Raw genomic sequence first — 26,662 nt, forward strand, 5'->3', positions numbered from 1 at the left:
TGGCGAGCTTTTTAATAATGTTTGGTTAAGTGTCTATCGACAAACCAATTTGACTGAGCTTAGATTTGAACTCATCAATACTGCCCGCTTGGTAGGTTGGAGCGCCGTTAAAGTATCTCGGTTTTTCAGGAAGCATCGCGTTTTTAAGCGTATTTTCTTGTTCAAGATCATCGTGGTAGACCGTGACGCGATTTGGAATGTCCTGTTTTAATGTCGCCATTCATGTTCTCCTTTTCTTCTGACGTTGTTCCCAATTAAGGTTAGAAAAGAACGCTTTGATGTCAAAACCAACGAAAGTAGTAATCAGAGAGACCTGAACAATTTAATTACATGAATTTATTGGTTTTATTCATCTTAAATCAAGCTAAGTCCCATCTATCCAATTATCCAAATTGTGAGCTTGAATCCACTATTCATTTCCTCAATTACTTACCTTTGCACTGCACGCTTTTTGTCTGGATAACATGGACATGACCACAGCGCTTATAATTACTACTCAAGTCACACTTTCGTTTTCTACGCCCCCAAATACATGCAAAGGGATGAGTAGAGAGAAGCAGCCTTGTTTTAGCCTGCGAATAACGTTGAAACGAGGAAGATGCATCTCAAATGAAAAAAGCCAACATCTACCAAGTCTTTACCCGCCTCTTTGGCAACACCAATACCAACAATAAGCCGTGGGGAACCATCGAAGAGAATGGTGTCGGCAAGTTTAGCCACTTCTCTGACCGAGCATTAAGTGAAATTCACAAACTGGGGATCACGCATATTTGGTACACAGGTGTCATGCACCATGCACTAATCAACGACTATCGCGAGTTTGGTATCACCGATGATCACCCTTCGATAGTCAAAGGTCGTGCTGGATCTCCCTATGCCGTTAAAGACTATTATTCCGTCAACCCAGATTTGGCGGATGATCCAAGCCGTCGCAATCAAGAGTTTTATGATCTGATAGCGCGCACCCACCGTGCTGGCATGAAGGTGATTGTCGATATCGTGCCAAATCATGTCGCGCGCGTGTATCAAGGCCTGAACAACCCTGAAGGAGTGGAAGACTTTGGCGCTAGTGATGATACCTCTGTCTCCTATCGACGCGACAACAACTTCTACTATCTGCCAGAGCAAGCGTTTAAGTTGCCAAAACAACTCGCGGCAGAGCCTCCCCTTGGCGGCGAGTCACACCCGAGTAATGAAACGCCCTATACCGAGTACCCGGCCAAGTGGACAGGCAACGGCTCTCGGCTTGCCCAGCCAAATTTCGATGACTGGTATGAAACGGTCAAAGTGAACTATGGCGTTCGACCAGATGGCACAAAAGAGTTCGACACGCTACCGGACGACTACCGCCACAAAGACCACGCTGCCCATTTTGCATTCTGGCAAGATAAGGACGTGCCTGATTCATGGAAAAAATTCCGCGATATCGCGCTGTTTTGGACCGAGAAAGGCGTCGATGGATTCCGTTACGACATGGCAGAGATGGTGCCGGTAGAGTTTTGGAGTTACATGAACGCCTGGATTAAACATCGCAATCCAGAAGCGTTTCTGATGGCAGAAGTGTATCAGCCCGATCTATATCGAGATTACATTCAACTCGGTAAAATGGATTACCTATACGACAAAGTTGACCTGTATGACTCGTTGAAAGCTGTCATGCAAGGTCATGGCTCCACGGGAGAGATTGGCCGCATCCAGCATGAGCTGCGCGATATTGAACACCATATGCTGCATTTTCTCGACAACCATGATGAGCAGAGAATCGCCTCGCCAGAATTTGCCGGCAATGCAGAAAAAGGCAAACCTGCGATGCTTGTTTCCGCTTGCCTGTCGAGTTCACCGACCATGATCTATTTTGGCCAAGAAGTGGGCGAACCTGGGGCTGATCTGGCTGGATTTGGCCAGCCCTCACGTACTTCAATCTTTGATTACATCGGCGTACCACACCACCAGCGTTGGATGAATGATGGCGCCTTTGATGGTGGCCAGTTGAGCGCAAGTGAACGAGATCTGCGACACTTCTATCAAACCCTACTCAATCTTGCTCATCAAAGCCCTGCACTGTGTGGCGATTACCATGACTTGTACGCAGCCAACTATGACAATTTCGCCCCGATGCAAGACAAGCTGTATGCCTTTGCACGCTCCTCTGCTAAACAAAAACTGGTGCTAGTCGCCAACTTTTGTGACCAAAATGGGCGTTCACTTTCACTGATACTGCCACCGGAGGTTATCAGCTCTTGGCAGCTTTGCGATGGAGACTACAACTGTATTGACCGCCTGAGTGACACTCATTACACCTTAAAAGTCACCGGTGGTCAGGGTGCGATCGAGGCTGAGTTGCCCCCTTTGGCGAGCCTGTTTCTAGAAATTGACGTTTCACCTAGCGAGGAGTGCCCAGCATGACGCAACCTTTTATTTTTCATGGTCAATCTTCAGACTGGGTAAGTCGACATGACCAGAAGCTGACCGTCAGACTCGCGGTCGAAAAAACCGCGGCATTCAACAAAATTGTTGTCCGCCATGAACCAGACAACGAAGAATACCTCGTCGAGATGACGCTTAGCGGCGAAACAGAGCACCTCAACTACTGGACAGCAACCTTTGAGCTCAATAGCGACCGAGCCATGACTCACTATGTGTTTAAGCTCGTCGCAGACAACCATCAATACTGGCTGGATGGCAAAGGAGTGAGCCAACGTGTCCCGAGTAAGGAAACTCACTTTAAATTCAACGCCGAACATCAACCACCAGAATGGGTAAGTGAGCAGGTTTTCTATCAGATATTTCCTGATCGCTTTTGCAATGGCAATCCTGATATCAGCGTGAAAGATGGCGAATACCTTGTCTCTGGCGGTCATAAGTCGGTCACCTCAAAAGCGTGGGGCTCGCCTGTCGACACAGAAAATGGCTACGGTGGATGCGAGTTTTACGGCGGTGACTTGTATGGTGTTGAGCAAAAACTCGATTACCTACAAGCGCTTGGCGTCAGCGCCTTATACCTTAATCCTATCTTTACGGCGCCAAGCAATCACAAGTACGACACGTCAGATTACACGCAAGTCGACCCACATCTCGGCACCAACGAACATTTCGCCAGCTTGTGTGAAAAACTCCACCAACGAGATATGAAAATCATGCTGGATGCGGTGTTCAACCACACATCGACTGAGCATCCTTGGTTTAACTTGCAAGGGCTTAGCCCGGCGACAGGCGCATACCAAAGCGTTGACTCTCCTTACCGTCACTACTACTTCTTTGATGGAGAGAGCCAAAACTACATTGGCTGGAAAGGCATACGCTCTCTACCCGTGTTGAACTTTGAGCATCCCGAAGTGCGCGATTATATCTACCAAGGGGAAGACGCTGTCATCAAACATTGGCTCAAACCACCTTACTGCATTGACGGTTGGCGATTTGATGTAATACACATGCTAGGCGAAGGTGAAGGCGCGAAAAACAACGCGCATTATGTCAAAGCCTTCCGACAATCCGCGAAAGACGTAAACCCCGATTGTTATGTCTTGGGCGAGCACTTTTTTGAAGCGACCCAATGGCTGCAAGGCGATCAAGAAGACGGCGCCATGAACTACTATGGATTCGCCCACCCCGTTCGAGCGCTGTTGGCTCAGCTTGATATCTCGTTTGATCCGATTCAACTCTCGGTCGGCGATTTCCTTGATTGGCAAGCCGAGGCTCGCGCCAAGATCCCGTGGCACAACCAACTGTCGCAGCTCAATCAACTTGATAGCCACGACACCGCTCGATTCCTTGAGCTAGTGAAAGACGATCCACGCCGCTTCAAATTGGCGGCGACCCTACTCTTTGGTTACGTGGGCACGCCTTGCCTCTACTACGGGACAGAACTTGGTATGATGGGCAGCCATGATCCGGACAACCGACGCTGCATGCCTTGGGACACCGTTGAAAACAACTCGTATCTTGCTTTCTTCAAGCAACTGATTGCGCTGCGGCTATCAAATCCGGCATTGCAAAAAGGTGACTATATTCCGCTCTATCAAGACAACGAGAGTTTTGTTTTTGCCCGCCAGCTTGGCGACAACACGGTAATCAACGGCTTTAACCTTTCTGACACACCAAAGACACTCTCTATCGACTTATGGAAAACCGCTGTAACCGACGGTGAGTTTATCTCTTCGCTCTCAGGGCAAAAAACATCGGCTTGTAACGGTCAACTCCCCCTTACCCTTTCACCCATGTCTGGCGATCTGTTGGCTTTGCAACGGGGTAGTTAGAGTTCACATAAATCGGTATTGATATAAACGGCGCAACCTAATCAGTGCGCCGTTTTTGTTGTATATATGAGCTCAAGCCCTCGTTGATATAGATTTTTCCTATAACTGACTATCGATTATCTATTTTTGTTTTATATGCATTGGGTTTAGATTATCTGCAAACCTAAACAAGGATTGATAATAATGAAAAAGTTCGTGAAACCTCTTTCTCTCGTCGCTCTTGCTATTATGGCAGCGAGCCCTGTTGCTGCCATGACCGAAGGTGAAATCACTATCTGGATCAATGGTGACAAAAGCTACGAAGGCCTAGCCAAAATCGGTAAACAGTTTGAAGAAGATACTGGCGTAAAAGTGATCGTTCAGCACCCAGAATCACTGGAAGCTCGTTTTGAAAAAGTGGCAGCAAAAGGCATGGGCCCAGACATCATCTTTTGGGCACACGATCGCTTCGGGGGTTATGCAGAAGCTGGCCTTTTGAAAGAAATCAATCCGAGTAAAGAATTCAAAGATAAGCTGGTCGACTTTAGCTGGGATGCCGTCACCGTGAATGGTAAGTTGATGGGCTACCCGATGGCGATTGAAGCACCATCGCTTATCTACAACAAAGACCTACTGCCAGAGCCACCGAAAACATGGGAAGAGTTGGCAGACATCCACAAGAAGATGCAAGCACAAAACAAAACCGCCATCATGTGGGATGTGAAAAACGCCTACTTCACTTGGCCAATGATTTCATCGGGCGGCGCATACGCATTTGAAAAAGTCGATGGCGGCTACAACGGTGCGAAAACAGGCGTAAACAACGAAGCCGGTGTCAAAGGCTTGCAGTTCCTTGTTGATATGGTCGACCAAGGCGTCGTTAACCCAGACATGGATTACTCGGTTTCTGAAGCGGCATTTAGCAAAGGCGAAGCTGCCATGACCATTAACGGCCCTTGGTCTTGGGGTAACTTAGACAAGATGGGCGTGAACTACGGCGTTGCCGTTCTACCGACATTAAACGGTGGTAAAGGGAACCCATTTGTCGGTGTATTGAGCGCAGGCATCAACGCAGCAAGCCCGAATGGCGATCTAGCGGTAGAGTTTTTAGAGAACTACCTGTTTGTCGATGAAGCATTGAAAACCATGAATGATGACAAGCCACTGGGCGCGGTGACACTGAAGTCTTTCCAAGCCATTTTAGAGAAAGATGACCGCATTAAAGCGACCATGACCAACGCCGAGAATGGCGAGATCATGCCTAACATTCCGCAAATGACGGCTTACTGGTTCGCAGAAGGAGCGGCCATCGACAACGCAATGCAAGGTAAACAGACGGTAAAAGAAGCACTCGATACCGCCGCTAAGCAGATCGTTAACTAATTCGTACACCAATACTGTTTTTCATTGAAACCAAACTCAGCGCGTTACAGCGCTGAGGGCGGAATGTCCTTTTGTTCAATACCTTACCGGAGTTTATGCTCCGGCTTTTTTTGTAATCAATTCAATCAAAGCCGTGGTTGGCTCTGTCAATGTTCCCACTTTGGTGTAGATGCCGACTTGCCCCAACTGGTCTTTGTTGAGCCAAAGCTGCACCAGTCCTTGTTCGGCTAACTCTTCGGCAATCTTGGAGGTATATGGCATGATCGCATCGCTCATTTTCACCATATCGATGCTGGCAGAAAGTGAGTCCATCTCGTAAATCACCCGTGTCTCTTGAGCCGCCACGGTAAAGAGCTCTGCCCCTTCTTCCGTTAACACGTCACCATGACGAGCGTGATCAGGTGTCACTTTAAGTAATGGGTAGTGGTGCGCCTGCTCTTCAACCTCTTTGACTTCGAGCAATGGGTGGTCAGGTCGCACATACCATGCTTCATGCTCTTGAAATAACGGGATAAACCTGACTCGATAGCGGCTATTGATGCCGTTGATCTCATGACCAACAAAAAGATCGATATCATCGTTAACGAGGTGGTGCAACATCGACAATCCATTACCAAATTCAATGTGCATCGAGCTCGCTGGGTATTGCTGACAAAATGCCTGCATCGCGTCTGCCGCAAAACAGTTCCACCAAGCCTCACCAACGCCCAGTTTCACTTTTCCGCCACTGCGCATTCGCATGTCTGCCAGTTGGTGAATCATCTGATTGTGCTTTTCTTGCACCTCTTGCACATAGCGAAAGTAAACCCAGCCGTATTCGGTCAGCTCTACCCCCTTGGAGCGCCGAATAAATAAGTCGGCACCGAGCTGCTGCTCCAACTTTTTAATCGCCGTAGTTAGCGAAGGTTGGCTAATAAACAGCTTGTCCGCAGCAGCTTTAATACTGCCTTGGCGAGCAACTTCATAAAAATAGCGGTATTGCTTATCCATTTTCTATATCACCACACATATTATCGGGCTAAGGTTAACGTTTGGTATTGATTTTTTCTATAACCAGATTCAAAGATTCAATTATTTTTGTCGCAAAATGTCGGCTATAGTCATCATCAGTTTCTATTTGATTGAAAAGGTATAGAGCAATGGAACAACGTTGGTGGCATAACAGTGTCGTCTATCAAATTTATCCACGTAGCTTTTGTGACTCCAACGGAGATGGCATTGGCGATCTACAAGGCATCATCAGCAAACTCGACTATTTAGAGCAGTTGGGTGTCGACGTTGTCTGGCTCTCACCAGTGTATCAATCCCCGATGGATGACAATGGTTACGACATTTCCGATTACCAAGCCATCGCACCCGAATTTGGTACCATGGACAACATGCGAGCACTGCTTGATCAAGCCAAGCAGCGCGGGATTCGTATCGTGATGGATTTGGTGGTTAACCACACCTCTGACGAACACCCTTGGTTTGTGGAAGCCAAGGCGAACCCAGACAGCGACTATCGTGATTTCTACATCTGGCGTGATGCAAACCCTGATGGCAGCGCCCCAAGCGACATTGGCTCCATTTTTGGTGGTAGCGCATGGCAATGGGACGAAGAAATTCAGCAGTACTATTTCCATCTTTTTTCCAAGCGCCAGCCAGACCTTAACTGGGAAAACCCTGCCGTACATAACAAAGTCTTTGACATGATGAACTGGTGGATTGACCAAGGTATTGGTGGGTTCCGTTTGGATGTCATTGACCTGATTGGCAAAGAAGTCGACAAAGGCATCACTGGCAACGGTGAAAGATTGCACCCGCTATTGAAGCAAATGAATCAAGCCACATTCGGCGATAAAGATCTTTTAACCGTCGGCGAAACATGGGGAGCCACACCCGAAATCGCCAAGCTGTACAGCAACCCTGAGCGCAATGAACTCTCGATGGTGTTCCAATTCGAACACATTACGCTTACTTGGCAAGATGGGGATAAATGGCAACCTAAGCCGCTGGATTTGGTCGAGTTCAAGCAGGTGCTCACCAAGTGGCAAGTTGAGTTGAAAAACGAAGGCTGGAACTCGCTGTTTTGGAACAACCACGATCTGCCGCGTGTGGTGTCTAAATACGGGTGCGAGAACGAGTACCGCGTGAAGTCGGCGAAAATGCTCGCCACAACGTTGCACTTTATGAAAGGAACGCCTTACATCTATCAAGGTGAAGAGATCGGTATGACCAATGTCGCCTTTGACTCACTCGAGCAATACAAAGACATTGAGACGCTCAATTTCTACAAAGTCAAAACCGAGTCTGGTGTGAGCCACGAACATATGATGCAGGCAATCCATGAAAATGGCCGTGATAACGCCCGCACGCCGATGCATTGGAACAGCGACAACCACGCTGGCTTCACCACAGGTACGCCTTGGATAGAACTCAACCCGAACTATCCAGAAATCAATGTTGCTGATGCGCTTGAAGATAAAGCGTCCATTTTCTACCACTACAAACAGCTCATTGCGCTGCGCAAATCGCACCCGGTGATTGTCTACGGTGACTTCATTCCTCTGCTTGAAAACGATCCTCAGGTGTTTGCGTATGAGCGAAAAGACAGCCATCAACACATCGTGGTGATTAACAATTTCAGCAACCAAACGGTTGAACTCAGTTTACCTGCCCATTTGGTTGAGCAAGAGTGTGAAACGCTAATCAGCAACCATCAACACTTAAACAGATTGCCAGCACGCTATTCGTTGACCCCTTACGAGTCAATCGCCGTCAAACTATAGAAATAAAAAACAGGATATAAGCCGCGTGCTTATATCCTGCCTTTTCCATCCCCTTTTGTACTACCAGCAAGTGTTAAACTTGGCTTGCATCGCCCGACTGACAGGTAGCTTTTCACCGCCCACTATCACTACCATCTTGCCGGTAAACTCCTTTTTGACTCGCTCTATAGCTGACACATTGACAATGGTTGAACGATGAATCTGCCAGAACTGGTCTGGATCTAACTGAGTCAGTAACTCTTTGAGGGAGGTTCGCAAAACGTACTCGACGGTTTTGTTTTGCTCCTGCTGGAACAAAGACACATACTTATCTTCGGCTTTAAAATAGAGCACTTCTGAAACCGAAATAAGGTGAATGTCCTCCCCTTTGCTGGCTCGAATCCAACTCAGGTAGTTGGGTGTTTTTTGCTCAGCAAGCTGCTGCATCTGTTGAAACAGCGCCTGCATATCGGGCGCTTGAGCCGTTGCATCAACACTAAATTTTTGTTTAAGCCGAGCAACACACTGCTCCAGCCTCGTTTCCGACAAAGGCTTGAGCAAATAATCCGCGGCATTGTTTTCAAAGGCTTGCACCGCGTACTCATCGTAAGCGGTAACAAACACAACCGTTGTCGCGCTATTATTTTCCATCAAACGTTTCGCCGCCTGCATCCCATCGCATTTCGGCATGCGGATATCCAAAAATGCGATGGTCGGTTGGTGAGCCTCAATTAACTCAAGTGCCTGCTCGCCATTTTCCGCTAAGCCTTTTATTTCTAGTTCAGGCCAAACATCGGCTAAGGCTTTATCCAAATGAAAACGAAGCAAAGGTTCATCGTCAGCAATAATGGCAGTGAGCGGTGTTTGGCTCATAGCAGATACTCCATTTATTAGGGTCTGTTGACCTTTCGCGGTTAAATTTTGTTCGGATGGGGACGCCTAGTCAAAATCGTTTTAGGCGCGGCAAGGGGTGTGTAGCCTAGTCATTCTAAGTAAATACCCCTTAACAAAGCATAAAACGATTTTAGCCGAACCCTTCGGGCAGCGTTTGTGGTTCATTTCTACTGCGTTATCGGCTTTTCATGTAGGCTAGCTACACTTCAAAGCCTCTGCCTGCTCTTGTTTGTAAAGAAATAGAAATTTCCCACAAACTGCTGCAAAAATCAGCTCGAAAGATCAACAGACCCTCATTAGCTTGGCAGTGCGTGTAGGGGAATCGACACTTTGGCTTTGACGCCTCCAGATTGGGATTCCAAAAGCGATAAGTTGGCATGCTCACCAAACAAGGCTTTTAAACGCTGTCTGGTGTTTTGCAGACCAACGCCGTGACCCGCCTGCCCCAGTCCACTGTTCATTCCCACGCCAGAATCGGCAACTTCAATGATTAAGTCACAATCACTCTGTTGTACCGAAATGTGCACGCTTCCGCCATCGACTTTTGGCTCAATGCCGTGTTGAATCGCATTTTCTACCAATGGCTGAATAACCAAAGGGGGTAGGTTAACTTCTTGCTGAATCGGATTATCAATCGAGTAACTCAAGCGATTACCCAAGCGAATCTGTTGTATCGCCAAGTATGCGTCCACCATCTCCAATTCGGTCTGTAAGGACGAGTATTCTTGGCGGCTCGATTTGAGCGTGCCACGTAACAAATCAGTCAGACGTTCCAACATCAACTGCGCTTGTTTCGGATCTTGTCCGATCAATACGCTCACGTTGGCCAAGGTGTTAAACAAGAAGTGCGGCTCTATCTGGCTTTGAAGCTGTTTTAACTGGCTAAGCAACATCGCTTTTTCGAGCTCACTTTGTTTGCGCTTGGCAATCTCGGCTTCTTTTTGCGCAATCAAGCGTTGCTCGTGCGCATAGAAAAACACAAAGCAGGTGCAAGTAAACACTAACCCCAAAATAACGACGGGCTTTAAATCGCTAATCTGAGCGAACTCGTCATATTTTTGAAGTACAAAGTAAGCATTAGCAGTGCCTATTGTCATCGCTCCAGCCAAGCCAATCGAGGTAACTTGACGCGATGACAATGAGGGAATGAACAGAGCAACAAGGTGAGATGTACCCACCGCGCTGTACCCGTAGCCAATGCTAATCAACAGGTGCTCCATGTAACTGCTCGGCCAAATCGATTGGGTGACAAAGGCAATGACCATACAAAAGAGCGAGGTTAAGATCAGGCTGCGAATGCTGTCTTTGCCATGATGCTTTAATGTTTCGTTCATTAGAACCTTCCCTTAATATTGATAAAAACCATACGCTTATCGGACAAGTTTGCATATACCGAGTCACGGTCTCCGGTCATAAAGCGGAGCGCGGTCTCAATATTTAGTGACATATCACCAGAATCGTACGCTTGATAATCTAGCCATTGCGTTGCGATCAAACCGCCATCTTGCGGCGAGTACAAAAAGTCTGCCGTTGGGGTGAAGTTATTCAGCCACAAGTAATCTTGCGACCATTGCCATTGACTCCATGCACTCGAGTCCAAGCTCCAGTGGACCATCACGTTGTGAGCCATTAAGTTGGCGTGGTAGAGCCCCTGAGCGTAAGACGGTGCTAATGGCGCGGTTAGGTTGGAACCACTTAAACGGTCAACACGATCTAATGCTTGCTGCCAATCAGATTTGTCCCAACTGCGGCTATCATACCAATATTCGACGATGATATTGTTGCCTACCTCGTTCGCCCAGTTCGCCCCAACTAAAGCCTGATACCCGTTCGACTGTTTATCTAAGCTCACCGCGTCCAAAAGCTGTCCTTGCTGATAGCCCAAGTAGTTGCGCTGATAAACGGCAGATGCGTGCACCGCCCACGAGGCATCAAGAACGGTAACAAACGATCCGCCCACAAGACCGTGGCGAACGTCATCGTAGTAGGCTAACCATTGATACTCGCTATCACCCACGAACGCGTAACGACGCAAACCAATGCCATGTTGCTGAGATTCTTCTTCCAGCTCACTGCCCGCTTGCTGAGTGTGCTTAGAGCTCGAATAGACAAGGCTCCAATCCCCTTGGTCGTCAAAATAGGAGGCCATCGCCGTGAGCGTTCCCTCTTCTACTTGAATGCCCACAGGGTTTCGTCGATAGGGTTTAAACACATCCAACGGGCGATAACCATATCCCACTCCCCAATCGAGGCGCATTTTTCCCAAGGTTACATCGATTGACGTCTCCATCAGTGACAGCCCACCTTGCCAGAACAGCTCTTGAATGATGAACTCACCCTTGTATTCACTGCTGTCCGAATTAGAAAGCACGTCACTGCCTTTGGCTGCAAACAAGCCTGTCCATTGATAGGCGCGTAGCTCTACATCAATCAATGCATCGAGCGCCTGAGTCGATGTTTGTTCACGGTCACCCAGTAGCTGGGAGTCTTGATGAGTGGTAGAGCTGCCACTCAAGGTCCAATCCCACTCTAAATTCACCTCGTCAGCATAGCTCGGCGCGACTGACAAACTGGCGACAAGCCCTATCACGACTGTTTTCATCTAGAGCTCCGTCACCGCGTTGCGAGTTAAGTACGCCGGGTTATAGTATTTATCTTCAAGTGATAAGGGCGTAATTTGCTGGTACGTAATGACGGTTTTCTTCGCTGGCTGTATCTTGTCGAGTAGCGTCATAGAGACCACTCGGTTTTCGCCATCTAGATCCCCACCTTCAAAGTACGCTTGTTTGGCGAGTTTGCCTGAACGTAAATATAAATCCGCTTTGACCGGGAAATCGTTGCCTGCATCTAGCCAAAGGTCAATACGATGATAACTGGCGCCCTTAGTGGTTGAACGTAAACGTAGCTGATGGGTCGAGACTGTCTTGCCAGCCACATCGAGTTGATCTTGCGAGACAAACGTCGCGTGGTAATCCTCGCTCCAAGTCAGAGTAGAGATGTCACCAACCGACGCTTCACCCAGCAGCTTTTGCATGGGCGTGATTCTAATGGGTCGACGGCTTTTTGGCATCACTAACCAGTAGTTATCCCCGAGCATGAGCATCTTTTGCCCTTGCTCAACCTGAGATTTAAACACCACCAGTGACTCTCGGTTTTCACGAGTGTAGACATGGTACTCGCGTGTTTTATCAAGCGTGTCATTTTCGTATAGCGCCACTTCTGAAACCACTTTGGCTGACTCATACCCTTGGCGGAAGCTATCTGCATTGCGCACCATGGTATCGACATCCATAGGCGCAGATTGAGCACTTAGCGCCTGACTAACCAGCAGCAAACTGACCGCACTGAATCGATTGATGAGCTTAAACATAAGTAAGAGCCTCCGTGATAGGTTTGTTCACGCCTTTACGCGCCGATAACCAAGCGGCTACCGTACAAATTAGAGCCACACCCAAGGTACATGCGAGGACAAGCTCAAGAGAGAAATAAATAGTCAGTGGGTAACCGTCCGTTCTGCCTGGCGGTGGCGGCATTTGAACATCAACCACCATCAGAAACAGCGCCGCTAGCGCACTCAACAAGCCACCAACTACCGAGCCGATCAACGCCAAAAGACCTGCTTCTTTCACAAAACCTGAGACGATTTCACTCGGGTAGGTGCCCAGCGCTGACAGAGTCCCTATCTCACGAGTACGCTCAGTGACCGACATGGTCATGGTGTTAAACAAGGCAACAAAAACCACCAGCGCCATAACCGCGCCCATGATGCCAAAGATGCGATCGTACAAATCTTTTACTTTGCTGTAGAAAAAGGCTCTATCTTGCCAAGGGGTCAGCTCAATGTCTTGCGCCAAATCGATGTTACTCAGCGTGGTATCGATCCAGTTCTGCACGGTTTGGGTTTTCTGGGTATCAAACAAAAACACCGATAGCGTGCTGACTCTGTCTGAAGCCAATAAATCTTGCGCAGAGAGAATATGTAAGTAAAGCTGGCGCTTATCCAACTCTGGAACACCTGTTGAGAAAATGCCTCGAACTTTAAAATCAAACGCATTGAGCGCACCGTCACTGGTGGTGGCCAGCAGTGTCACCCAATCGCCAACCGACACTTTCAGGTTCTTAGCCAAATCCACACCAAGCATCACTTCAGGTTCGCTTTCATCGTAGCGCGGCGAATTCACATTAGATAATGTCTTGCCTTGGCGAATATCCAGAAATGGTCCCTTCATATCAAATTCACGGTCATTCACACCTGAGCCAACAAAAATGGTCGACTTGCTGCCATTGGAGATCAAACCATTAAACTCGATTCGTGGCTGAATCCCTCGAATCGCTTTATTGGCAATTAACGCTTTTGATATCGTAGCGCTGTCAGCCAAACCATTTTCGAGCGGCATTTCCTCGTCCATTTCAAAATAGTTGGGCTGGCTGATGGTGATGTGGCCAGTTTCTCTCGCAGTCGATTCTTTCAAAGACTCATAGGTGTACAAGCCAAAGCCACCCGCTGCGGTTAAGGCAAATACAGCGATGGCGATAATTAATATGGAAAGCACACTTCTGCGACGATTGCGCTGTAGATTCAAAAACGCCACACGGATAGATAAAGGAATCAACTTGCCCATTGCATTGCCTCCGTACTGATTACACCATCCACTAGGTCAATGGTTCGGTCGCAGTGCATCGCCATTCGCGCATCATGCGTTGCGACGACAAAGGTGGTGCCCATTTCGTGACCGAGTGACTTCATCATTTCCACCACCAAGGCTGCGGTTTGGCTATCTAGGCTCGCGGTTGGCTCATCGGCAATCACCATTTCTGGTTGATGGACGAGTGCTCTCGCAATAGCAACACGCTGCTGCTGGCCACCAGATAAATTATCTGGTCTATGATCGACAAACTCCGCTAACCCAACTCTGTCGAGAATATCGAGGGATTTTCGCTTCTGCTCCGCGAGAGACAACCCGTTGAGCATCAGTGGGTAAGCGACGTTTTCCCACGCTGACATAACGGGAATCAAATTGAAGCGTTGAAACACAAACCCTAAGCGAGTACGCCGATATTGGGCGGCGGCCATTGGGTCTCTAGGGTAGGCTTTTCCCGCCAATTCAATCTTGCCCTGATAATCCATTTCGAGTAATCCGAGCACATTGAGCAAGGTACTTTTCCCAGACCCTGACGGGCCACAAAGAGCCACCATTTCACCTTGATTGATGCGCCCGCTCACCCCTTTTAGGGCGTCAACACGCTGTTGGCCCAGTTGGTACTGCTTAAAAATGTCCGTAAATTCAAGCATAACGCCTCCTTAAGCCGCTTTTTCGATAATGGCTTGAGCTTGTAGGGTAAGAGGATGTTGGCTATTTTTTTGTTCCATCACTTTTAGCCACAGCTGCGCTTGCTCTGGCTGCTCGGCGCGAAGTGCAGCACGAATCGCGTACAAGTAGATCCAAGACGTTGCATCATAATGCTGTTGTTGGAACTGCTCATCGGCAAGCAAATCGAGGTAAATGTCGTACCCACGCTCAAAGTGATTAAACATATCTGGCAAAGACGTAAATGTTGCTGCCGCGATAGCTTGGGCAAGTAAAGATTCTGGTAACCCTTGACGGATCGCTTGCTCCTGAAGAGGAACCGTTTCGCTTTGCAGTAAGTCGAGCCCTTTTGAGATAGTCGCTAACCCTTGCTCGGTGTACTTCATCTTGTTCCACGGCATAAACGCATCTCTTCCTTTTAGCGTCTCGGTACTGCCTAGGTAGACCAAGCTCAACGGATCCGCGCCTTGGTTTTCAATCGCACGTTGCAAAGTCTCGAAGACGACCTCGACTGCATTTTCATCGCCGTCTGCCGCTTGGTTGTACTGCGCGATCACCTCTTCGCTAGGTGCTGCAAAAGCGTTAACACTAATAAGAGCGGTTGCGAGCAAAGCCATTGTGAATTTTTTCATCGAGTTATTCCCTATTCCTTGATTTGACCATCTTAGAATAGTGGCAAGTGATGTGTAATTTTGGCCAATGCGACAAACGGTATATTGATGGCGTGAATGGCAATAATGCGGCGTGAACGGTTATTGTCTGAGCGGATAAACGGAAAACAGGTAGAATTAATCACAAAGGGTCGTTAAAGTAGCGGCCATTATTACAAGCTTCGCAAAGCCAGATTCAGAGCATAGACCATGATTGATGACAACAAAGTAATTGATAACCTTAAAGATCTAGAAACCTTTTTGCTAAGCGTTGAAAGTGGCGTTTTAGGGCTGCAAAACGTAGCGGGTGTAGCGCTGGCAACACAAAATTCAACTGGCCGCCACTTTGTCGCAGTCCTCGATGACAACCATCAGCTGCTGTTAGGTCATTGGGTTACAGAAGAGATTTTTAAAACGGGCCAAGATATGGTTCGCCACGGGCCGCGAAAGTCTCACTAATTTGCGCATAACAAAAGGCTCGCAGTGCGAGCCTTTTGTTTATATTTTATTTAAATTAGCGCGTTGGGTTTGCAATCCAGTCACCGTCCAAACTGACGAGTGACTGCTCGAAATCAATAGTGGCCTGAGCCCCTAGCGGCGTCACTAGCATAGGGTGCGTATGGCAGCTATCAAAACCCGCTAAGATTGGCATCGCTTGGCCATTCAATACTTCCAGTAAAATATCCAGTGGCTGCCTACCTGTCCCTTTGTCATCAAACAACTCATGCTTACCGAGAATAATCGCGGAAACTTTATCAAAAACGCCGCACGCTTTTAGATGGCTAAACGAGCGCTCGACATCAGGTGCGCCTTTCAAACAATCTTCCAGCAATAAGATGTCGCCTTGATTTATCTCTGGCATGTATGGGCTTCCCCAGATACCACTCATTGTATTTAGGTTGCCTCCAATAATCCGACCAGAAACTCTCCCCTTACCCAAGAACTGCCACTCATTGTTTTGCACTGGTTTCGCGTGAGTTTGGCTCTCCCAATCAATCACCGTATCCGTCCAATGCGAAGGCATACGATAGAGATATGGCGGATAAGCTTCGGCTTGAGGCTGGCAAACTAAGATATCAGCGAAAGACTGATACGTTTCATCCACCAACGGCGGATATTCACCAAAGGAGGCCACCAACGCCGGACCATAGTAGGTAATTAAACCTGTTTGCGCGTAGATGCCCATTAGTAGCGCCGTAACATCGGAATAGCCAATAATGATTTTAGGGTCTCGCTTAAGTGCTTGGTAATCGATATAGGGCAACAGTGCATTGCTGTTATAGCCACCAATCACAGACATAATGCAGCGAACATTTGGGTCTCGAATAAGTTGGTTCAGTTCGTCTGCACGCTCTTTTATGCTTCCTGAGCGATAGTGGTCGCTAGCGCCTGTTAGAGAGCCTGCTTTAAGCTGAAACCCTTTACTGGTAAGAAATGCCTTTGCGCGTTCGAATCGCTTTGGAGCAAACACGGTGGCAGGAGATGATGGAGAGAAAAAGCCTATCGTATCTCCTTGATTGAGGCGCGGTGCAAATAACGGCGGCAGATCCTTGTGCATGGTGGCTATTCCTTTAAACGTTACAAATAACCACCATAAAGTACTGATACTAATAACAAAAAACAAGTTTCAGTTACGTACGAATCATAACTCTTCTGGCATGACGAGCTGATTTCGCCCACGTTCCTTCGCTTGATACAAACATTCATCTGCAATGGAAAATGCGCGTTTAGAGACTCTCAACCCCTCTAGCGTATAGGGTTCGCTGGCACCAATAGAAATTGTGACCTCGAGTTGATGATCGCCAACCACGATAGGTTTCTTGTTCACCGCGGCAATAAGACTTTGGGCACGTTCGCAGTAATCGGCGCCATCACTAACCGCAAGTAAAAACTCTTCACCGCCCCAGCGGACGATGACCTCATGGTCTTGCAACTCACTTTTTATCCGAGCCGCTACTTCTTTCAGCACACCGTCACCCACTTCATGGCCAAAGTTATCGTTGATCAGTTTGAATCGATCGATATCGACCAATGTCACTCGGTAGATGGCTTTAGGATCAAGCACCACAGGCGTCTCTAACTCGCGTTGATAAAAACGACGGTTTCCGACTGCGGTCAGAGGATCGTTGAATGAGAGATCGTGCAAATACTGATTGCGTTTGCGTTCAGCGACCCAACGAGCCACAAGCCAAACCGCGACCAGCAACGCAAAACCCAACCAAATATAGAGAAGCCGAACCCGTTGCTCCGTCAAACCTTGCTCAAACTCTTTGAGCTCATTTTGCAAATCCAGCAAATCACGTTCACGCTCTAACTCTTGAATTTCAAAAGCGGTCCCTAAGTTCTGAATCTCACTTAAAATCTGGTTGCGCTCTTTCTCATGATAGGTTTGATAGACTTGTAGCGCTTGCTCATGCTCGCCCTGTTTCTCAAGGATATTCGCCTTTAACAAATGACTACGAATCAACCAACGCTTATGGTTAATCTCTGTAAACGACGCAATACTTGTCTCAATGGCCTCGCGAGCTTCGTTCAATCTGCCGAGATCTTTCAGCGCCATTGCGTGCTCCATTTGGCAAATTCCAAGCTGCCTTGGGTACTTATCAATCGCTTCAGCATTCATACACGCAATCGCCACTCCAAGGGCTTTGTCTGGCTGCCCTTCCAACAGTAGCAATCTCGTTTCAGACTTTAAGCGAATAATTCGGTATAAAGCGGGAGTGTGCTCATCAATATAACGAATTCCTTTTGCAAACGCCTCGCGTGACTCATTTACCTTGCCCAATTTGTTGTAGACAAAAGATTGGTTCATCAGAACGATAAACTTTGTTTCAGGTTCAATAGACTCAAGTGTTTCGCCCAATATCTCTGCTCGAACTAGGTATTCGATTGCACGCTCCCATTGCTCTGAGTGAACGTACAACAGCCCAAGGTTGTTATTAAAACGAACGTTGTACTCGCTCTCGGGGTATTTTCTACCGACCTCTACACCTTTAATGAAGTATTTTTGCGACAACTTGAGTTGATTGTCGGAGTTATACAGTGCACCCGCGGTGTTATACGCTTCCAGTAATAAAAAATCCGCTCGGATATGTTCTACAAACTTGATGGCATCCATGATTTTTGTGATGCCTTCAGGGTAGGAGCCACGACGAAAATCCTTGTAAGCACTTTCAATATCGAGCTTTGCCAGCAGCCAACTTAATCGATGTACTTTAGCAATCTTGTTCAGTTCACTATCGATCGAATCGAGAGCACTCGGCTCGTTTTTCGCCGCTAGCCGACGGACCCACAGTGAAAAGATTTGTTCGATGACTTCTGGTGGGCGCGTTAAACCCGCTCGCCACTGCTCTAGGCGAACAAGCGCTTCTTCCGGTGAACGAGCCGCCAACTGATGAATGGCGAGCAATGGGTGCTGAGCATCAATCGCTAACAGTTGCTTTTCTGGAGCCAATACCGGTGTCGTTGCTTCAGTCGTAGAGAGTTTCTGAGGGCGAAACAGAAACGTCTCAAGTGTCACTACAGTGAGTAATGACAGTGACATCAAAAGTAACGCAGTGGTTGCTTTTTTGAACATGGGTTTAAACGGGGCTCCAAGAGGCTAAGTGTGTGCGATAGAAATTATACAGAAATTGAATCATTTTCATAAATCTTAGCGTCAAAAACGGCTGGATTCGTAAATGCTGACTGTCAAGGAGCAGGTTTGTCGGCTTTTTGAATGATTAGGAAAGTATGTTGTTCAGGATACTGATCAAACTCCAGATGGCGGATGGCACATCCTAACTCCATAAATAGACGCAAAAAGCCGTCCGTGCCTAGGGTTGAATAGTACATCTTTGGCCCCATGACGTTATTGTCATGCTCGCCCGCCTCTTGCGTGCCACCAAAAGAAAACAGAAGGACACCGCCTGGATTTAAGGCATTGACGAGTTTTGTCATTACATAGCGTTGCGATGACAACGGAATGTGCCAAAGACTGTCCCATGCCGAGATAAAATCATACGTCTTTGTAAACTCGAATTGACAGATGTCGGCGTGGTGAAATTGAACAGCAGGATACTTGTTCTGAGAGAGTCGGATCATTTCGCTGGAAATATCGAGACCTTCAGGGGTAAGCCCTGACGCTTGCATAAGCTCTATAATGCGACCTGTGCATCCGCAGCCAACATCCAGCCCAGTGCTAGAGTGAGAAAGAAAAGTGAGTGCTTTTTTATGAGCGTCGATACCATTGGAGAGATCAAAGGAATCACTCTGCCATCGATGTGTAATTTGATCGTACGCCAATCCAACTTCGCTAGGTTTCACTGCACTTATTTCCGTCTAATGTATTAACGTTACAAAATAAACAGATAGGAAACCAATTGCAACCATTGAATTACAAATACAAAACAAAAGTGCACTCTATATAAATAGAATGCACTTTAATAAAACCTAATTTTTATTTAGAAGGCGGTGTACCTTCCGCGTTGGAAATAATAGCATCAATTTGAACTTTTGCGTCCATTGCTATTTCTTTCACGCCAATAACGGTTCTTGCTGGGAGCTCTTTTTCAAAGAATGAAGGATAAACTTCATTAATTAAATCAATATCAGCCATATCACGAAGTTGAATATTGACTTTGACGACGTCATCCATCACATGACCAATGCTTTCCACAATAGATTGGATGTGTGTTAGACACTGCTTCGCTTGCTCTTTTGCATCACCCGATACCAAAGACTGAGTGTTCAAATCAATTGGCAACTGGGCAGCGATATGGTTGTAGTGAGAAAACGCAACAGTTTGAGTGTACAACTCGTTAAGAGGTGCCGCATCTGTGTTACGTGCGCGAATCACAATGCCATGACGATCTTCAACTTCTTGAGGAGGCGTGCCGTCACCATGAGAAATCACCACATCAATTTGGACGCGAGCATCTAATGGTAACGCTTCTACAGAGACGACTGAGCGTGCTGGTACATATGCCACAGCGCGAGCAATCGCCGAGTCTGGGAAGAACGTAGAGTACACTTCATTCACAGCATCAAGATCATTTAGGTCAGTTAGATAGATGGTCGCTTTGACAATATCGTCAAACGGGACGTCGATGCTTTCTAAAATCGCTTTCACGTTCGCCAAGCATTGTGCGGCTTGCTCTTTAACACCACCTTCAACAAGCGCGCCAGTCGCAGGGTCAACAGGCAACTGTGCAGAAATGTTGTTGTAGTGCGAGAAAGCAACGGTGTGTGTAGAAAGCTCATGAGCTGGCGCACGTTCGGTGTTTCTTGCCAATTTGATCAATTCACATGGATCTTGCGGGTAAGTCCCTTCGCCATTTGAAATGAGTGCATCCATCTGAACCAGCGCATCCGCATCGGGTAGCGCAGCAACAGCGACCACCGTTCTAGTCGGGAAGTATTCGTGGAAGAAACTACGGTACGCCTCATCGACCGCCTCAACGTCTGCGATGTTTTTCACAAAGACGTTAATTTTGACCACATCTTCCATGACGTGACTAATGCTCTCAACAATCGCTTTAATATTAACTAAACATTGGTGAGCCTGCTCTTTCACGCCACCAACGACGATTTCCCCCGTCGCTGCATCAATCGGAAGCTGCGCAGAAATATTATTGTAGTGCGAAAAAGCGACAGATTGCGTTGAATATTCGCTAATAGGTGCATTATCTGTATTTCTCGATAATTTGATGATCACGTCACTCATTTAAGGTTTATCCTTATATTATTTTAAGCAATTAAAATCACTTATGTAGGTGTTATTGGTTATAATCAGAAAGTGAGAAAATACTAAGTTAAATATAAAATGCTAAATGTGACTAGAATCAAAAACCATTTCCACTAGCATGTAATATAAGGGTTGGATATTTAATCATTCGAGACTAATTATCCGAATAACGACCACTCTTTCGTATCACACCAAGATTTAAATAAGGAATTTATTGCAAATTAATGAGTAATTTCCCAATTTAGAAAAAGACCAAGTTCGCGTATTTTGATCAACTCTGTTAGCGCCTTCACAATAACGTCTATAAAATTGATCACCAGCAAAGACCCAACCGCGGTTTAACCCTTGATTACTGCATAAATACTCCGAGGCACAACTATCAATACCTCTGAACGGTAGACTCTGCTAAACTCCGCCCATTAATGAGTAAGGCGCCCAAAATGATGACTGACGAAGAGCGAATCGAACTGCAACGAAACAACCCTCTGCATGGGTTAAAACTTGAAACAATGTTGCAAGAGTTAGTGGATTTTTATGGCTGGGACATTCTAGATACAGCAATGCGCTTCAACTGCTTTAACACAAAGCCTTCCATTGCAAGCAGCGTAAAGTATTTGAAGAAAACCGATTGGGCGAGAGAAAAGTTAGAAAACTTCTACCTCTACCGTTTTAAACGCATGCCACGCGCAAGTGCGGAGGAATACAACTTACCGCCGAGAGCGCGTACATTTCCTCATGGCCTTGAACCTAAGGAGCCAATGCACCTTACGGTAGACTCCATTTTGAAGTCGCAAGCCAAAGCGGCGTCAGCATTTAAAAAACGCTCACCTCGTGGACGCCCACCACGTCGATAATGCGCTACAAAAAAGCGCCTTACTTGTGCATCAAGCAAGGCGCTTTTTCTGTTTAGGGAGCAATCACCAATTCGGCTCACCTCCCTAACACTATTCAGTGCGCTTTTTCTTCTTCTTTTTGCCTGTGCCTTCAGGCTTAGCACGCGGCTTCATAGGCAGGAAGTAAGCTTCACTTTGATCGTCTTCGACCTCAAACCCTTCAACCTGCTCGCGCTCAAGCTGAAACTTATTCTTCTTTTCGATCACTTTGAAATGATGGTAATCATCATAATCAATCAAAGACAAACCAAGACCAACTTCACCCGCACGACCACTTCGCCCAATTCGATGCATATAGTCAGCAGGGCTGCGCGGAAGATCAAAGTTAATCACCACGGGTAACTTCTCGATGTCGAGGCCGCGCGCTGCAATATCTGTCGCAATCAGCACTTGAATCTCACCCGACTTAAAGCCATCAAGAACACGAGTACGAGCACCTTGCCCTTTGTCGCCGTGGAACACTTCCGCGGTGATACCACGTTTTGACAGTTTTTGAGCCAAGTGATTACAAGCGTTCTTCGCATTCACAAAAATCAAAGTCTGTCGCCATTGATGCTTTTTGATTAGATGCACCAATACCGCCGTCTTCTCACCTTTGTTCACACTGAATACGCGCTGTACCAAGGTACTTGATTCTGCACTTTGCAGCTGAACTTCAACAGGATCACTCAACAAGTGTTGAGCCAAGGTGGTCACCTTTTCAGGGAAGGTCGCGGAAAATAGCAGTGTTTGCTTCTTCTCAGGAAGCAGCGCAAGAATCTTGTTAAGCTCATCAGTAAACCCAAGGCTCAACATACGATCAGCTTCATCGAGGACAAGCGTTTTCACTTGGTCCAACTTGATAGCATTACTCGAAACCAAATCAAGCAATCGACCTGGCGTGGCGACGATGATGTCACTCCCACCACGAAGGGCCAACATTTGAGGATTCACCGACACACCGCCAAATACAGCCACCGTTTTTACCTTATCTCGAAGGTGGTACGAGTAAGATTTCACGTTGTACGCAACCTGTGATGCTAGCTCACGAGTTGGGACAAGAACAAGGTGTGAAACGAAGTTACCGCGAGAACGGTTTGAATCACCTTGCTTGAGAATCTTTTGTAGGATAGGCAACGAAAACGCAGCAGTTTTACCAGAACCGGTATTGGCGCCACCAACAAAATCCTTGCCCTCAAGTACGTGAGGAATGGCGTAAGATTGAATTGGGGTTGGCTGACGATACTCCAACGCCTCAAGTCGTTCGACTAAGGTTGGAATCAGGCCGAGGTCGGCAAAGGTCGCTTGCTGTGTTTGATCTGTCATTACGATAAGTGGCTCAGTGCTAGGTAAAGGGCGTGTATATTATGCTATTTAGCCCAAGGATGTTAGCGATAATGTGACTGGCCTCCATTTCAAGATTTTCTTGGCGCTCTATCACCGTTCAATGCGGACTTAAACTAGAGCAAGAGGCTGCAATTACGCAGCCTCTATCCGTTTTTTAACTGTAGTTATTAGCGCGCCTTTCTAGCGAGCACCCCTCTGCCGGCCACCAGCAATATCATGCTCAGCAATACAGCGAGGTTCATACTGCCACCACCGCCGCCACTGCCACCGCCGGAGTAACTGGGTGTCGGTTGATTAAATGTCGGCTGATTCTTGTCAGCGCGGGTTGGTTTCACTGGATTGTTCTTTTTAACCTCACGAGCACTTTGTTCTTTCAGTACTCTCGCTTGGTTTTTGCGCTCCATACCCAGTTGCTGGAACATCTCTTCTTCTACCACTAGCAGCGATGTGTAATCTGTTAGCAGTCCATATTCCAAGGCAATATCTTCAATTGCCTGCTCTTTGTCGCGATCTTTTTGCTCCAAATAGTCCATTTGCTCCTGTAGGTCACGAATCGCTGAAAGCGCCCACATTCTTTCAAGTTCAGGATGTTCAAGTGCAGTTTCCGGCAGCATCACTTTAGTACGGTACTCGCGCGATTCCCCACCAATATCCATAGTCAACTTGATGTCGGCTTCTCCGCCTTGGAAGTAGTGGCCAAACACCGTCAATTGTTCACCACGGTATAGACTGCTGATCTGCTCCGGCGTCAGGTCTTTAATTTTTACGCCATCGATATCAAGCTGGATGTTTCGGTATGCTTGATGTGTCAGTTTGCTGGTCATGCTCATCAGGTGACCTATAATATCGTCCGCGTTAGATACGGAGGTCGCAACACCGTTCGACAACTTGGTCATTGGCACGAGGAGTGGCGTGTTAGCACTGTTACCCATGATGAAAGTAAACAGTCGCACATCGTGTTTTTCCATCAATTCAAAGAAACGGCGTTTTTCGGTTACCCCCACGTTTGCGACACCATCGGTCACTAAGACAATGCCAGTCGGACGATCATCATCGAGTTTACGAATCGCAGCAGCCATTCCTTCGTAAAGGTTGGTACCATTACTCGGCTCCACCTGCTCGACAGATTGCAGCGCTTTGCTGATATTGGACTGATTGACCGCTACAAATCCACCCGTTAAGTCATAAGTATTACTGTCGAACATCACAACGCGGAATCTGTCTTCAGAAGGCAACTTACCCAAACCTTGGCGCACGCCTTCCACAAGCGTCGAGTACTTGCCAGACATGGAACCTGACTTATCCAGCACGAACACCCAGTCGCGTCCTTGTGTTACGCGAGTCAGATCATCACCAGGAGTAAAAGTCAGTTTGACCGTGCCGCGCTTAGATGACTCTGGGTCACGATGCGCCACCATATCCACTCGCCCCGGCAAGCCATCTTGCAATCGCCAGTAGAAAACGACGTCCTGATCGAGTCTCATTGAAGCCTGAGCGATTTGCATAGACTCACCCTCTTGCACAGCATCGGCGATGTGGTTGCTGATGTTTGCCTTCCACGTGGTGTGCTCGCCATCCGCTTGCTGAGAGATCACTGCCGCAGGGTGCGCTGGCAGCCTGACATCATCCACCGGATAAGCGGAGCGTAATGTCACGTTGAATGAAAAATCTTGCTCAACTTTGTCGTTTCGGGTCCAAAAGCTGTTTTTGGCGACATCCACTCCGCCCTCTTCTAGTGGGTAGACATAACGTCCGATACCATGGTCCAACAAAGCATCTTGCATATAGACGAGTTTTACCTTCACGCTCTGTTGCGGCTGCACTGGATACACTCGAATATCAAAGGTTTTGTATTCGTCTTTTTCAGTCAGTGCTGTGGCGTTGCCTTGCGCTTTTTGGTCGTCGTAAATCTTACGGGCTTTTTCTTTAGGGACCGCCTCGGCAATGACTGGTGAGCCATTGATCCAATAAATAAACTCGCCCACAACGGCGTTTTGCGGAACAGGGAATGAGTACAAGGCTTCCAGTTCAGAGTCATTGGGATTAAAGAAGGTTTGTTCAATCGATGTGGTTGCGTATCCATCCTGAATTGCGACATCAACATGATGGGATTCGATCTGAAGATCTTTATATTGGCTGCCAACGGGCTTGAGTAATCCCGCGGCTAGCGCTTTTGATGAAAACGTAGCGATAAGTACAGCGATAAACAAAACGCTCCAGATGGCGGTTTGTGAAATCATTTTCAGTCGGTTCAACATGGTTGCCTCCGTTATCTTCTGTCATCAGAGAGTCTTTCTCTGGCTGTTCAGTAGGTTGCACGAAGGCAAGGCAGCAACAAAGCTCAGCGAGCAAAGTAGCAAATAGTATTACCACAGGTGTTATCCGATACGACTTTTCTCCGCGTCGTCTGTTATTTCGAACTCATCAAACAAGGGGAAGCTCCAGCGACGCATGGCAATCACCATAGAGGTGCCATGTCGCTGCTCCATAGCCAACTCGTTGTCGCTATTGCACGATTCATAAAACTCTTTCACTAATCGTTGAATCCGCTGTTGGAGCTTGTGATTGGTAGGTAACGACATCAACCCTGTCGCCATCACCAGTTTTTCGTCATTTTTGGAAAAGTGCGTGTGAAAGAAGGTGTTTATGACCTGCTGCTGGAAGAACTGCTGAATAGGTCCCCCTGCAATCCATGAAAACGAGGAGGAAATCTTGAGTTTAATGCGATTACCCGGCATTAGCTCAATCACTTTGAGGCGATCAAGGTGCGCCAGTTTTTGAATCAACTGAGGCTCACTGAGGTTGTATTGAGTTAGGATTTGTTCAAAGCGATAACCATTGGTGATACAAACGGCGACCAGCAGTAGCGCCTTATCCGCCACTAACTGTTTTTCCTGCTCCCAAGTCAATGAAGAAAGGTTTTGACTCTCTTCTTCGGCAAGTTTAAACAGCGCTGTCATTTCCAGATCAATCAAACTGCACACCGCAGACAAACGCTCAAGGCTCATGCTGCCACCGTTAGAGAATAGGCGCTTCACCGAACCTTCACTCAAATCCAGCGCTTTGGCGACATCTTGGTAATTCACACCGTGCGATTTTAATTGCTTTTTCAGTGCCTGAATCACCTGCTCACACTCTGACATCCACCTCTCCTTGATTAATCAACGGGCTCACAACCAACCTCTTGTGAATGTTGGCCATATGACACCTCACGGAGGTATTTTTCGCAGGTTTGATGTGATATTTCAACCGCTAATTTGGCGGAAAAAAGAGTCAGCCTTAACGGTCTGACTCTTTTTAATAGCTGTGTTTTTGGGGAGTGTAACGATGCTAAGGCAAATTACATGCGTTGATTAGTTTAAGTGATGCCCACTGTTTTTAGCGCTAGGCACAACTTAAGGAGGTCACCAAGCTCCCCGCTTCAGGGAAGCCTTTTGTCAAACCAAAAGAAAATAGCTTACTTCGGGAAAGCTATCTCTTCATTGCTCTAATTTACG

The 26,662-nt window shown here is 47.2% G+C and carries 22 protein-coding genes; 6 read left to right on the plus strand and 16 right to left on the minus strand.

Annotated features, from left to right (window positions below):
* Positions 1 to 25: 25 nt before the first annotated feature.
* Positions 26 to 220: a hypothetical protein gene (locus RJ47_RS02205; RefSeq protein ID WP_005474617.1), complete on the minus strand. Its 195-nt coding sequence runs from the start codon at positions 218 to 220 to the stop codon at positions 26 to 28.
* A gap of 389 nt (positions 221 to 609) precedes the next feature.
* Between RJ47_RS02205 and RJ47_RS02210 the strand changes: the two genes are divergently transcribed.
* The 3 genes from RJ47_RS02210 (at position 610) to malE (ending at position 5,618) form a co-directional block, all read left to right on the plus strand.
* Positions 610 to 2,406, plus strand: a complete 1,797-nt coding sequence (locus RJ47_RS02210) for an alpha-amylase family glycosyl hydrolase (RefSeq protein WP_039480968.1) — start codon at positions 610 to 612, stop codon at positions 2,404 to 2,406.
* Positions 2,403 to 4,256 (plus strand): maltodextrin glucosidase, encoded by a 1,854-nt coding sequence (malZ, locus tag RJ47_RS02215; protein ID WP_039480971.1) that lies wholly within the window; start codon positions 2,403 to 2,405, stop codon positions 4,254 to 4,256. Before RJ47_RS02210 ends, malZ begins: the two co-directional genes overlap by 4 nt.
* A gap of 183 nt (positions 4,257 to 4,439) precedes the next feature.
* Entirely contained in the window at positions 4,440 to 5,618 is a 1,179-nt protein-coding gene (malE, locus tag RJ47_RS02220) for a maltose/maltodextrin ABC transporter substrate-binding protein MalE (RefSeq protein ID WP_038136334.1), read from the plus strand.
* Positions 5,619 to 5,711: 93 nt separating this feature from the next.
* On the opposite strand, the gene RJ47_RS02225 is transcribed toward malE, so the two are convergent.
* Complete coding sequence (locus RJ47_RS02225; RefSeq protein ID WP_039480974.1) at positions 5,712 to 6,608, minus strand: LysR family transcriptional regulator; 897 nt, start codon at positions 6,606 to 6,608, stop codon at positions 5,712 to 5,714.
* Positions 6,609 to 6,757: 149 nt separating this feature from the next.
* Here RJ47_RS02225 and RJ47_RS02230 point away from each other — a divergent pair, with 149 nt between their 5' ends.
* Positions 6,758 to 8,389 carry a glycoside hydrolase family 13 protein gene (locus tag RJ47_RS02230; RefSeq protein ID WP_039480977.1) on the plus strand — a complete coding sequence of 544 codons (1,632 nt, stop codon included), beginning with the start codon at positions 6,758 to 6,760 and terminating at the stop codon, positions 8,387 to 8,389.
* A gap of 60 nt (positions 8,390 to 8,449) precedes the next feature.
* Here the strand turns inward: RJ47_RS02230 and RJ47_RS02235 are convergent, their stop codons facing one another.
* The 7 genes from RJ47_RS02235 to RJ47_RS02265 form a co-directional block, all read right to left on the minus strand.
* Positions 8,450 to 9,241, minus strand: a complete 792-nt coding sequence (locus tag RJ47_RS02235; protein ID WP_039480980.1) for a LytR/AlgR family response regulator transcription factor — start codon at positions 9,239 to 9,241, stop codon at positions 8,450 to 8,452.
* Positions 9,242 to 9,558: 317 nt separating this feature from the next.
* Complete coding sequence (locus tag RJ47_RS02240; RefSeq protein ID WP_039480983.1) at positions 9,559 to 10,596, minus strand: sensor histidine kinase; 1,038 nt, start codon at positions 10,594 to 10,596, stop codon at positions 9,559 to 9,561.
* Entirely contained in the window at positions 10,596 to 11,864 is a 1,269-nt protein-coding gene (locus tag RJ47_RS02245) for a hypothetical protein (RefSeq protein WP_039480986.1), read from the minus strand. The genes RJ47_RS02240 and RJ47_RS02245 overlap by 1 nt, the downstream gene beginning before the upstream one ends.
* The gene (locus RJ47_RS02250; RefSeq protein ID WP_039480989.1) at positions 11,865 to 12,632 is read right to left on the minus strand and encodes an outer membrane lipoprotein-sorting protein; all 768 of its coding nucleotides are present in this window, start codon (positions 12,630 to 12,632) and stop codon (positions 11,865 to 11,867) included. It lies immediately after the preceding gene.
* Positions 12,625 to 13,884: an ABC transporter permease gene (locus tag RJ47_RS02255; protein WP_039480992.1), complete on the minus strand. Its 1,260-nt coding sequence runs from the start codon at positions 13,882 to 13,884 to the stop codon at positions 12,625 to 12,627. The genes RJ47_RS02250 and RJ47_RS02255 overlap by 8 nt, the downstream gene beginning before the upstream one ends.
* Entirely contained in the window at positions 13,872 to 14,555 is a 684-nt protein-coding gene (locus RJ47_RS02260) for an ABC transporter ATP-binding protein (RefSeq protein ID WP_038188603.1), read from the minus strand. Before RJ47_RS02260 ends, RJ47_RS02255 begins: the two co-directional genes overlap by 13 nt.
* 9 nt (positions 14,556 to 14,564) lie before the next feature.
* Positions 14,565 to 15,203, minus strand: a complete 639-nt coding sequence (locus RJ47_RS02265) for a hypothetical protein (RefSeq protein ID WP_038136313.1) — start codon at positions 15,201 to 15,203, stop codon at positions 14,565 to 14,567.
* A 228-nt stretch (positions 15,204 to 15,431) separates the two neighbouring features.
* Here RJ47_RS02265 and RJ47_RS02270 point away from each other — a divergent pair, with 228 nt between their 5' ends.
* Entirely contained in the window at positions 15,432 to 15,680 is a 249-nt protein-coding gene (locus RJ47_RS02270) for a hypothetical protein (protein ID WP_005474639.1), read from the plus strand.
* A 55-nt stretch (positions 15,681 to 15,735) separates the two neighbouring features.
* Here RJ47_RS02270 and RJ47_RS02275 read toward each other — a convergent pair whose 3' ends face one another.
* From RJ47_RS02275 to RJ47_RS02290, 4 genes are all read right to left on the minus strand, one after another.
* On the minus strand, positions 15,736 to 16,779 hold the full coding sequence (locus tag RJ47_RS02275) for a S66 family peptidase (RefSeq protein WP_039480997.1): 1,044 nt from the start codon (positions 16,777 to 16,779) through the stop codon (positions 15,736 to 15,738).
* Positions 16,780 to 16,863: 84 nt separating this feature from the next.
* Positions 16,864 to 18,798 carry a GGDEF domain-containing protein gene (locus RJ47_RS02280; protein ID WP_039480998.1) on the minus strand — a complete coding sequence of 645 codons (1,935 nt, stop codon included), beginning with the start codon at positions 18,796 to 18,798 and terminating at the stop codon, positions 16,864 to 16,866.
* Positions 18,799 to 18,911: 113 nt separating this feature from the next.
* Positions 18,912 to 19,526 (minus strand): class I SAM-dependent methyltransferase, encoded by a 615-nt coding sequence (locus RJ47_RS02285; RefSeq protein WP_039481001.1) that lies wholly within the window; start codon positions 19,524 to 19,526, stop codon positions 18,912 to 18,914.
* Between the two features lie 133 nt (positions 19,527 to 19,659).
* On the minus strand, positions 19,660 to 20,925 hold the full coding sequence (locus RJ47_RS02290; protein WP_005474600.1) for a RidA family protein: 1,266 nt from the start codon (positions 20,923 to 20,925) through the stop codon (positions 19,660 to 19,662).
* 461 nt (positions 20,926 to 21,386) lie between these two features.
* Here RJ47_RS02290 and RJ47_RS02295 point away from each other — a divergent pair, with 461 nt between their 5' ends.
* Positions 21,387 to 21,800 carry a VF530 family DNA-binding protein gene (locus RJ47_RS02295; protein WP_038136300.1) on the plus strand — a complete coding sequence of 138 codons (414 nt, stop codon included), beginning with the start codon at positions 21,387 to 21,389 and terminating at the stop codon, positions 21,798 to 21,800.
* A gap of 90 nt (positions 21,801 to 21,890) precedes the next feature.
* On the opposite strand, the gene RJ47_RS02300 is transcribed toward RJ47_RS02295, so the two are convergent.
* From RJ47_RS02300 to RJ47_RS02310, 3 genes are all read right to left on the minus strand, one after another.
* Positions 21,891 to 23,144: a DEAD/DEAH box helicase gene (locus tag RJ47_RS02300; protein WP_039481003.1), complete on the minus strand. Its 1,254-nt coding sequence runs from the start codon at positions 23,142 to 23,144 to the stop codon at positions 21,891 to 21,893.
* A 188-nt stretch (positions 23,145 to 23,332) separates the two neighbouring features.
* Positions 23,333 to 25,423: a VIT and vWA domain-containing protein gene (locus RJ47_RS02305; protein ID WP_039481006.1), complete on the minus strand. Its 2,091-nt coding sequence runs from the start codon at positions 25,421 to 25,423 to the stop codon at positions 23,333 to 23,335.
* 120 nt (positions 25,424 to 25,543) lie between these two features.
* Positions 25,544 to 26,308, minus strand: a complete 765-nt coding sequence (locus RJ47_RS02310) for a helix-turn-helix domain-containing protein (RefSeq protein WP_039481009.1) — start codon at positions 26,306 to 26,308, stop codon at positions 25,544 to 25,546.
* Positions 26,309 to 26,662 lie beyond the last annotated feature (354 nt).

Source organism: Vibrio sinaloensis (genome assembly GCF_000808535.1).
Classification (GTDB): domain Bacteria; phylum Pseudomonadota; class Gammaproteobacteria; order Enterobacterales; family Vibrionaceae; genus Vibrio; species Vibrio sinaloensis_D.

Coding starts and splice junctions, on each gene's coding strand:
- RJ47_RS02275 (WP_039480997.1), bottom strand. CDS start 16,779: ATGCACAAGGATCTGCCGCCGTTATTTGCACCGCGCCTCAATCAAGGA.
- RJ47_RS02210 (WP_039480968.1), top strand. CDS start 610: ATGAAAAAAGCCAACATCTACCAAGTCTTTACCCGCCTCTTTGGCAAC.
- RJ47_RS02300 (WP_039481003.1), bottom strand. CDS start 23,144: ATGACAGATCAAACACAGCAAGCGACCTTTGCCGACCTCGGCCTGATT.
- RJ47_RS02305 (WP_039481006.1), bottom strand. CDS start 25,423: ATGTTGAACCGACTGAAAATGATTTCACAAACCGCCATCTGGAGCGTT.
- RJ47_RS02255 (WP_039480992.1), bottom strand. CDS start 13,884: ATGGGCAAGTTGATTCCTTTATCTATCCGTGTGGCGTTTTTGAATCTA.
- RJ47_RS02290 (WP_005474600.1), bottom strand. CDS start 20,925: ATGAGTGACGTGATCATCAAATTATCGAGAAATACAGATAATGCACCT.
- RJ47_RS02240 (WP_039480983.1), bottom strand. CDS start 10,596: ATGAACGAAACATTAAAGCATCATGGCAAAGACAGCATTCGCAGCCTG.
- RJ47_RS02280 (WP_039480998.1), bottom strand. CDS start 18,798: ATGTTCAAAAAAGCAACCACTGCGTTACTTTTGATGTCACTGTCATTA.
- RJ47_RS02235 (WP_039480980.1), bottom strand. CDS start 9,241: ATGAGCCAAACACCGCTCACTGCCATTATTGCTGACGATGAACCTTTG.
- malE (WP_038136334.1), top strand. CDS start 4,440: ATGAAAAAGTTCGTGAAACCTCTTTCTCTCGTCGCTCTTGCTATTATG.
- RJ47_RS02260 (WP_038188603.1), bottom strand. CDS start 14,555: ATGCTTGAATTTACGGACATTTTTAAGCAGTACCAACTGGGCCAACAG.
- RJ47_RS02270 (WP_005474639.1), top strand. CDS start 15,432: ATGATTGATGACAACAAAGTAATTGATAACCTTAAAGATCTAGAAACC.
- malZ (WP_039480971.1), top strand. CDS start 2,403: ATGACGCAACCTTTTATTTTTCATGGTCAATCTTCAGACTGGGTAAGT.
- RJ47_RS02250 (WP_039480989.1), bottom strand. CDS start 12,632: ATGTTTAAGCTCATCAATCGATTCAGTGCGGTCAGTTTGCTGCTGGTT.
- RJ47_RS02310 (WP_039481009.1), bottom strand. CDS start 26,308: ATGTCAGAGTGTGAGCAGGTGATTCAGGCACTGAAAAAGCAATTAAAA.
- RJ47_RS02230 (WP_039480977.1), top strand. CDS start 6,758: ATGGAACAACGTTGGTGGCATAACAGTGTCGTCTATCAAATTTATCCA.
- RJ47_RS02225 (WP_039480974.1), bottom strand. CDS start 6,608: ATGGATAAGCAATACCGCTATTTTTATGAAGTTGCTCGCCAAGGCAGT.
- RJ47_RS02265 (WP_038136313.1), bottom strand. CDS start 15,203: ATGAAAAAATTCACAATGGCTTTGCTCGCAACCGCTCTTATTAGTGTT.
- RJ47_RS02205 (WP_005474617.1), bottom strand. CDS start 220: ATGGCGACATTAAAACAGGACATTCCAAATCGCGTCACGGTCTACCAC.
- RJ47_RS02245 (WP_039480986.1), bottom strand. CDS start 11,864: ATGAAAACAGTCGTGATAGGGCTTGTCGCCAGTTTGTCAGTCGCGCCG.
- RJ47_RS02295 (WP_038136300.1), top strand. CDS start 21,387: ATGATGACTGACGAAGAGCGAATCGAACTGCAACGAAACAACCCTCTG.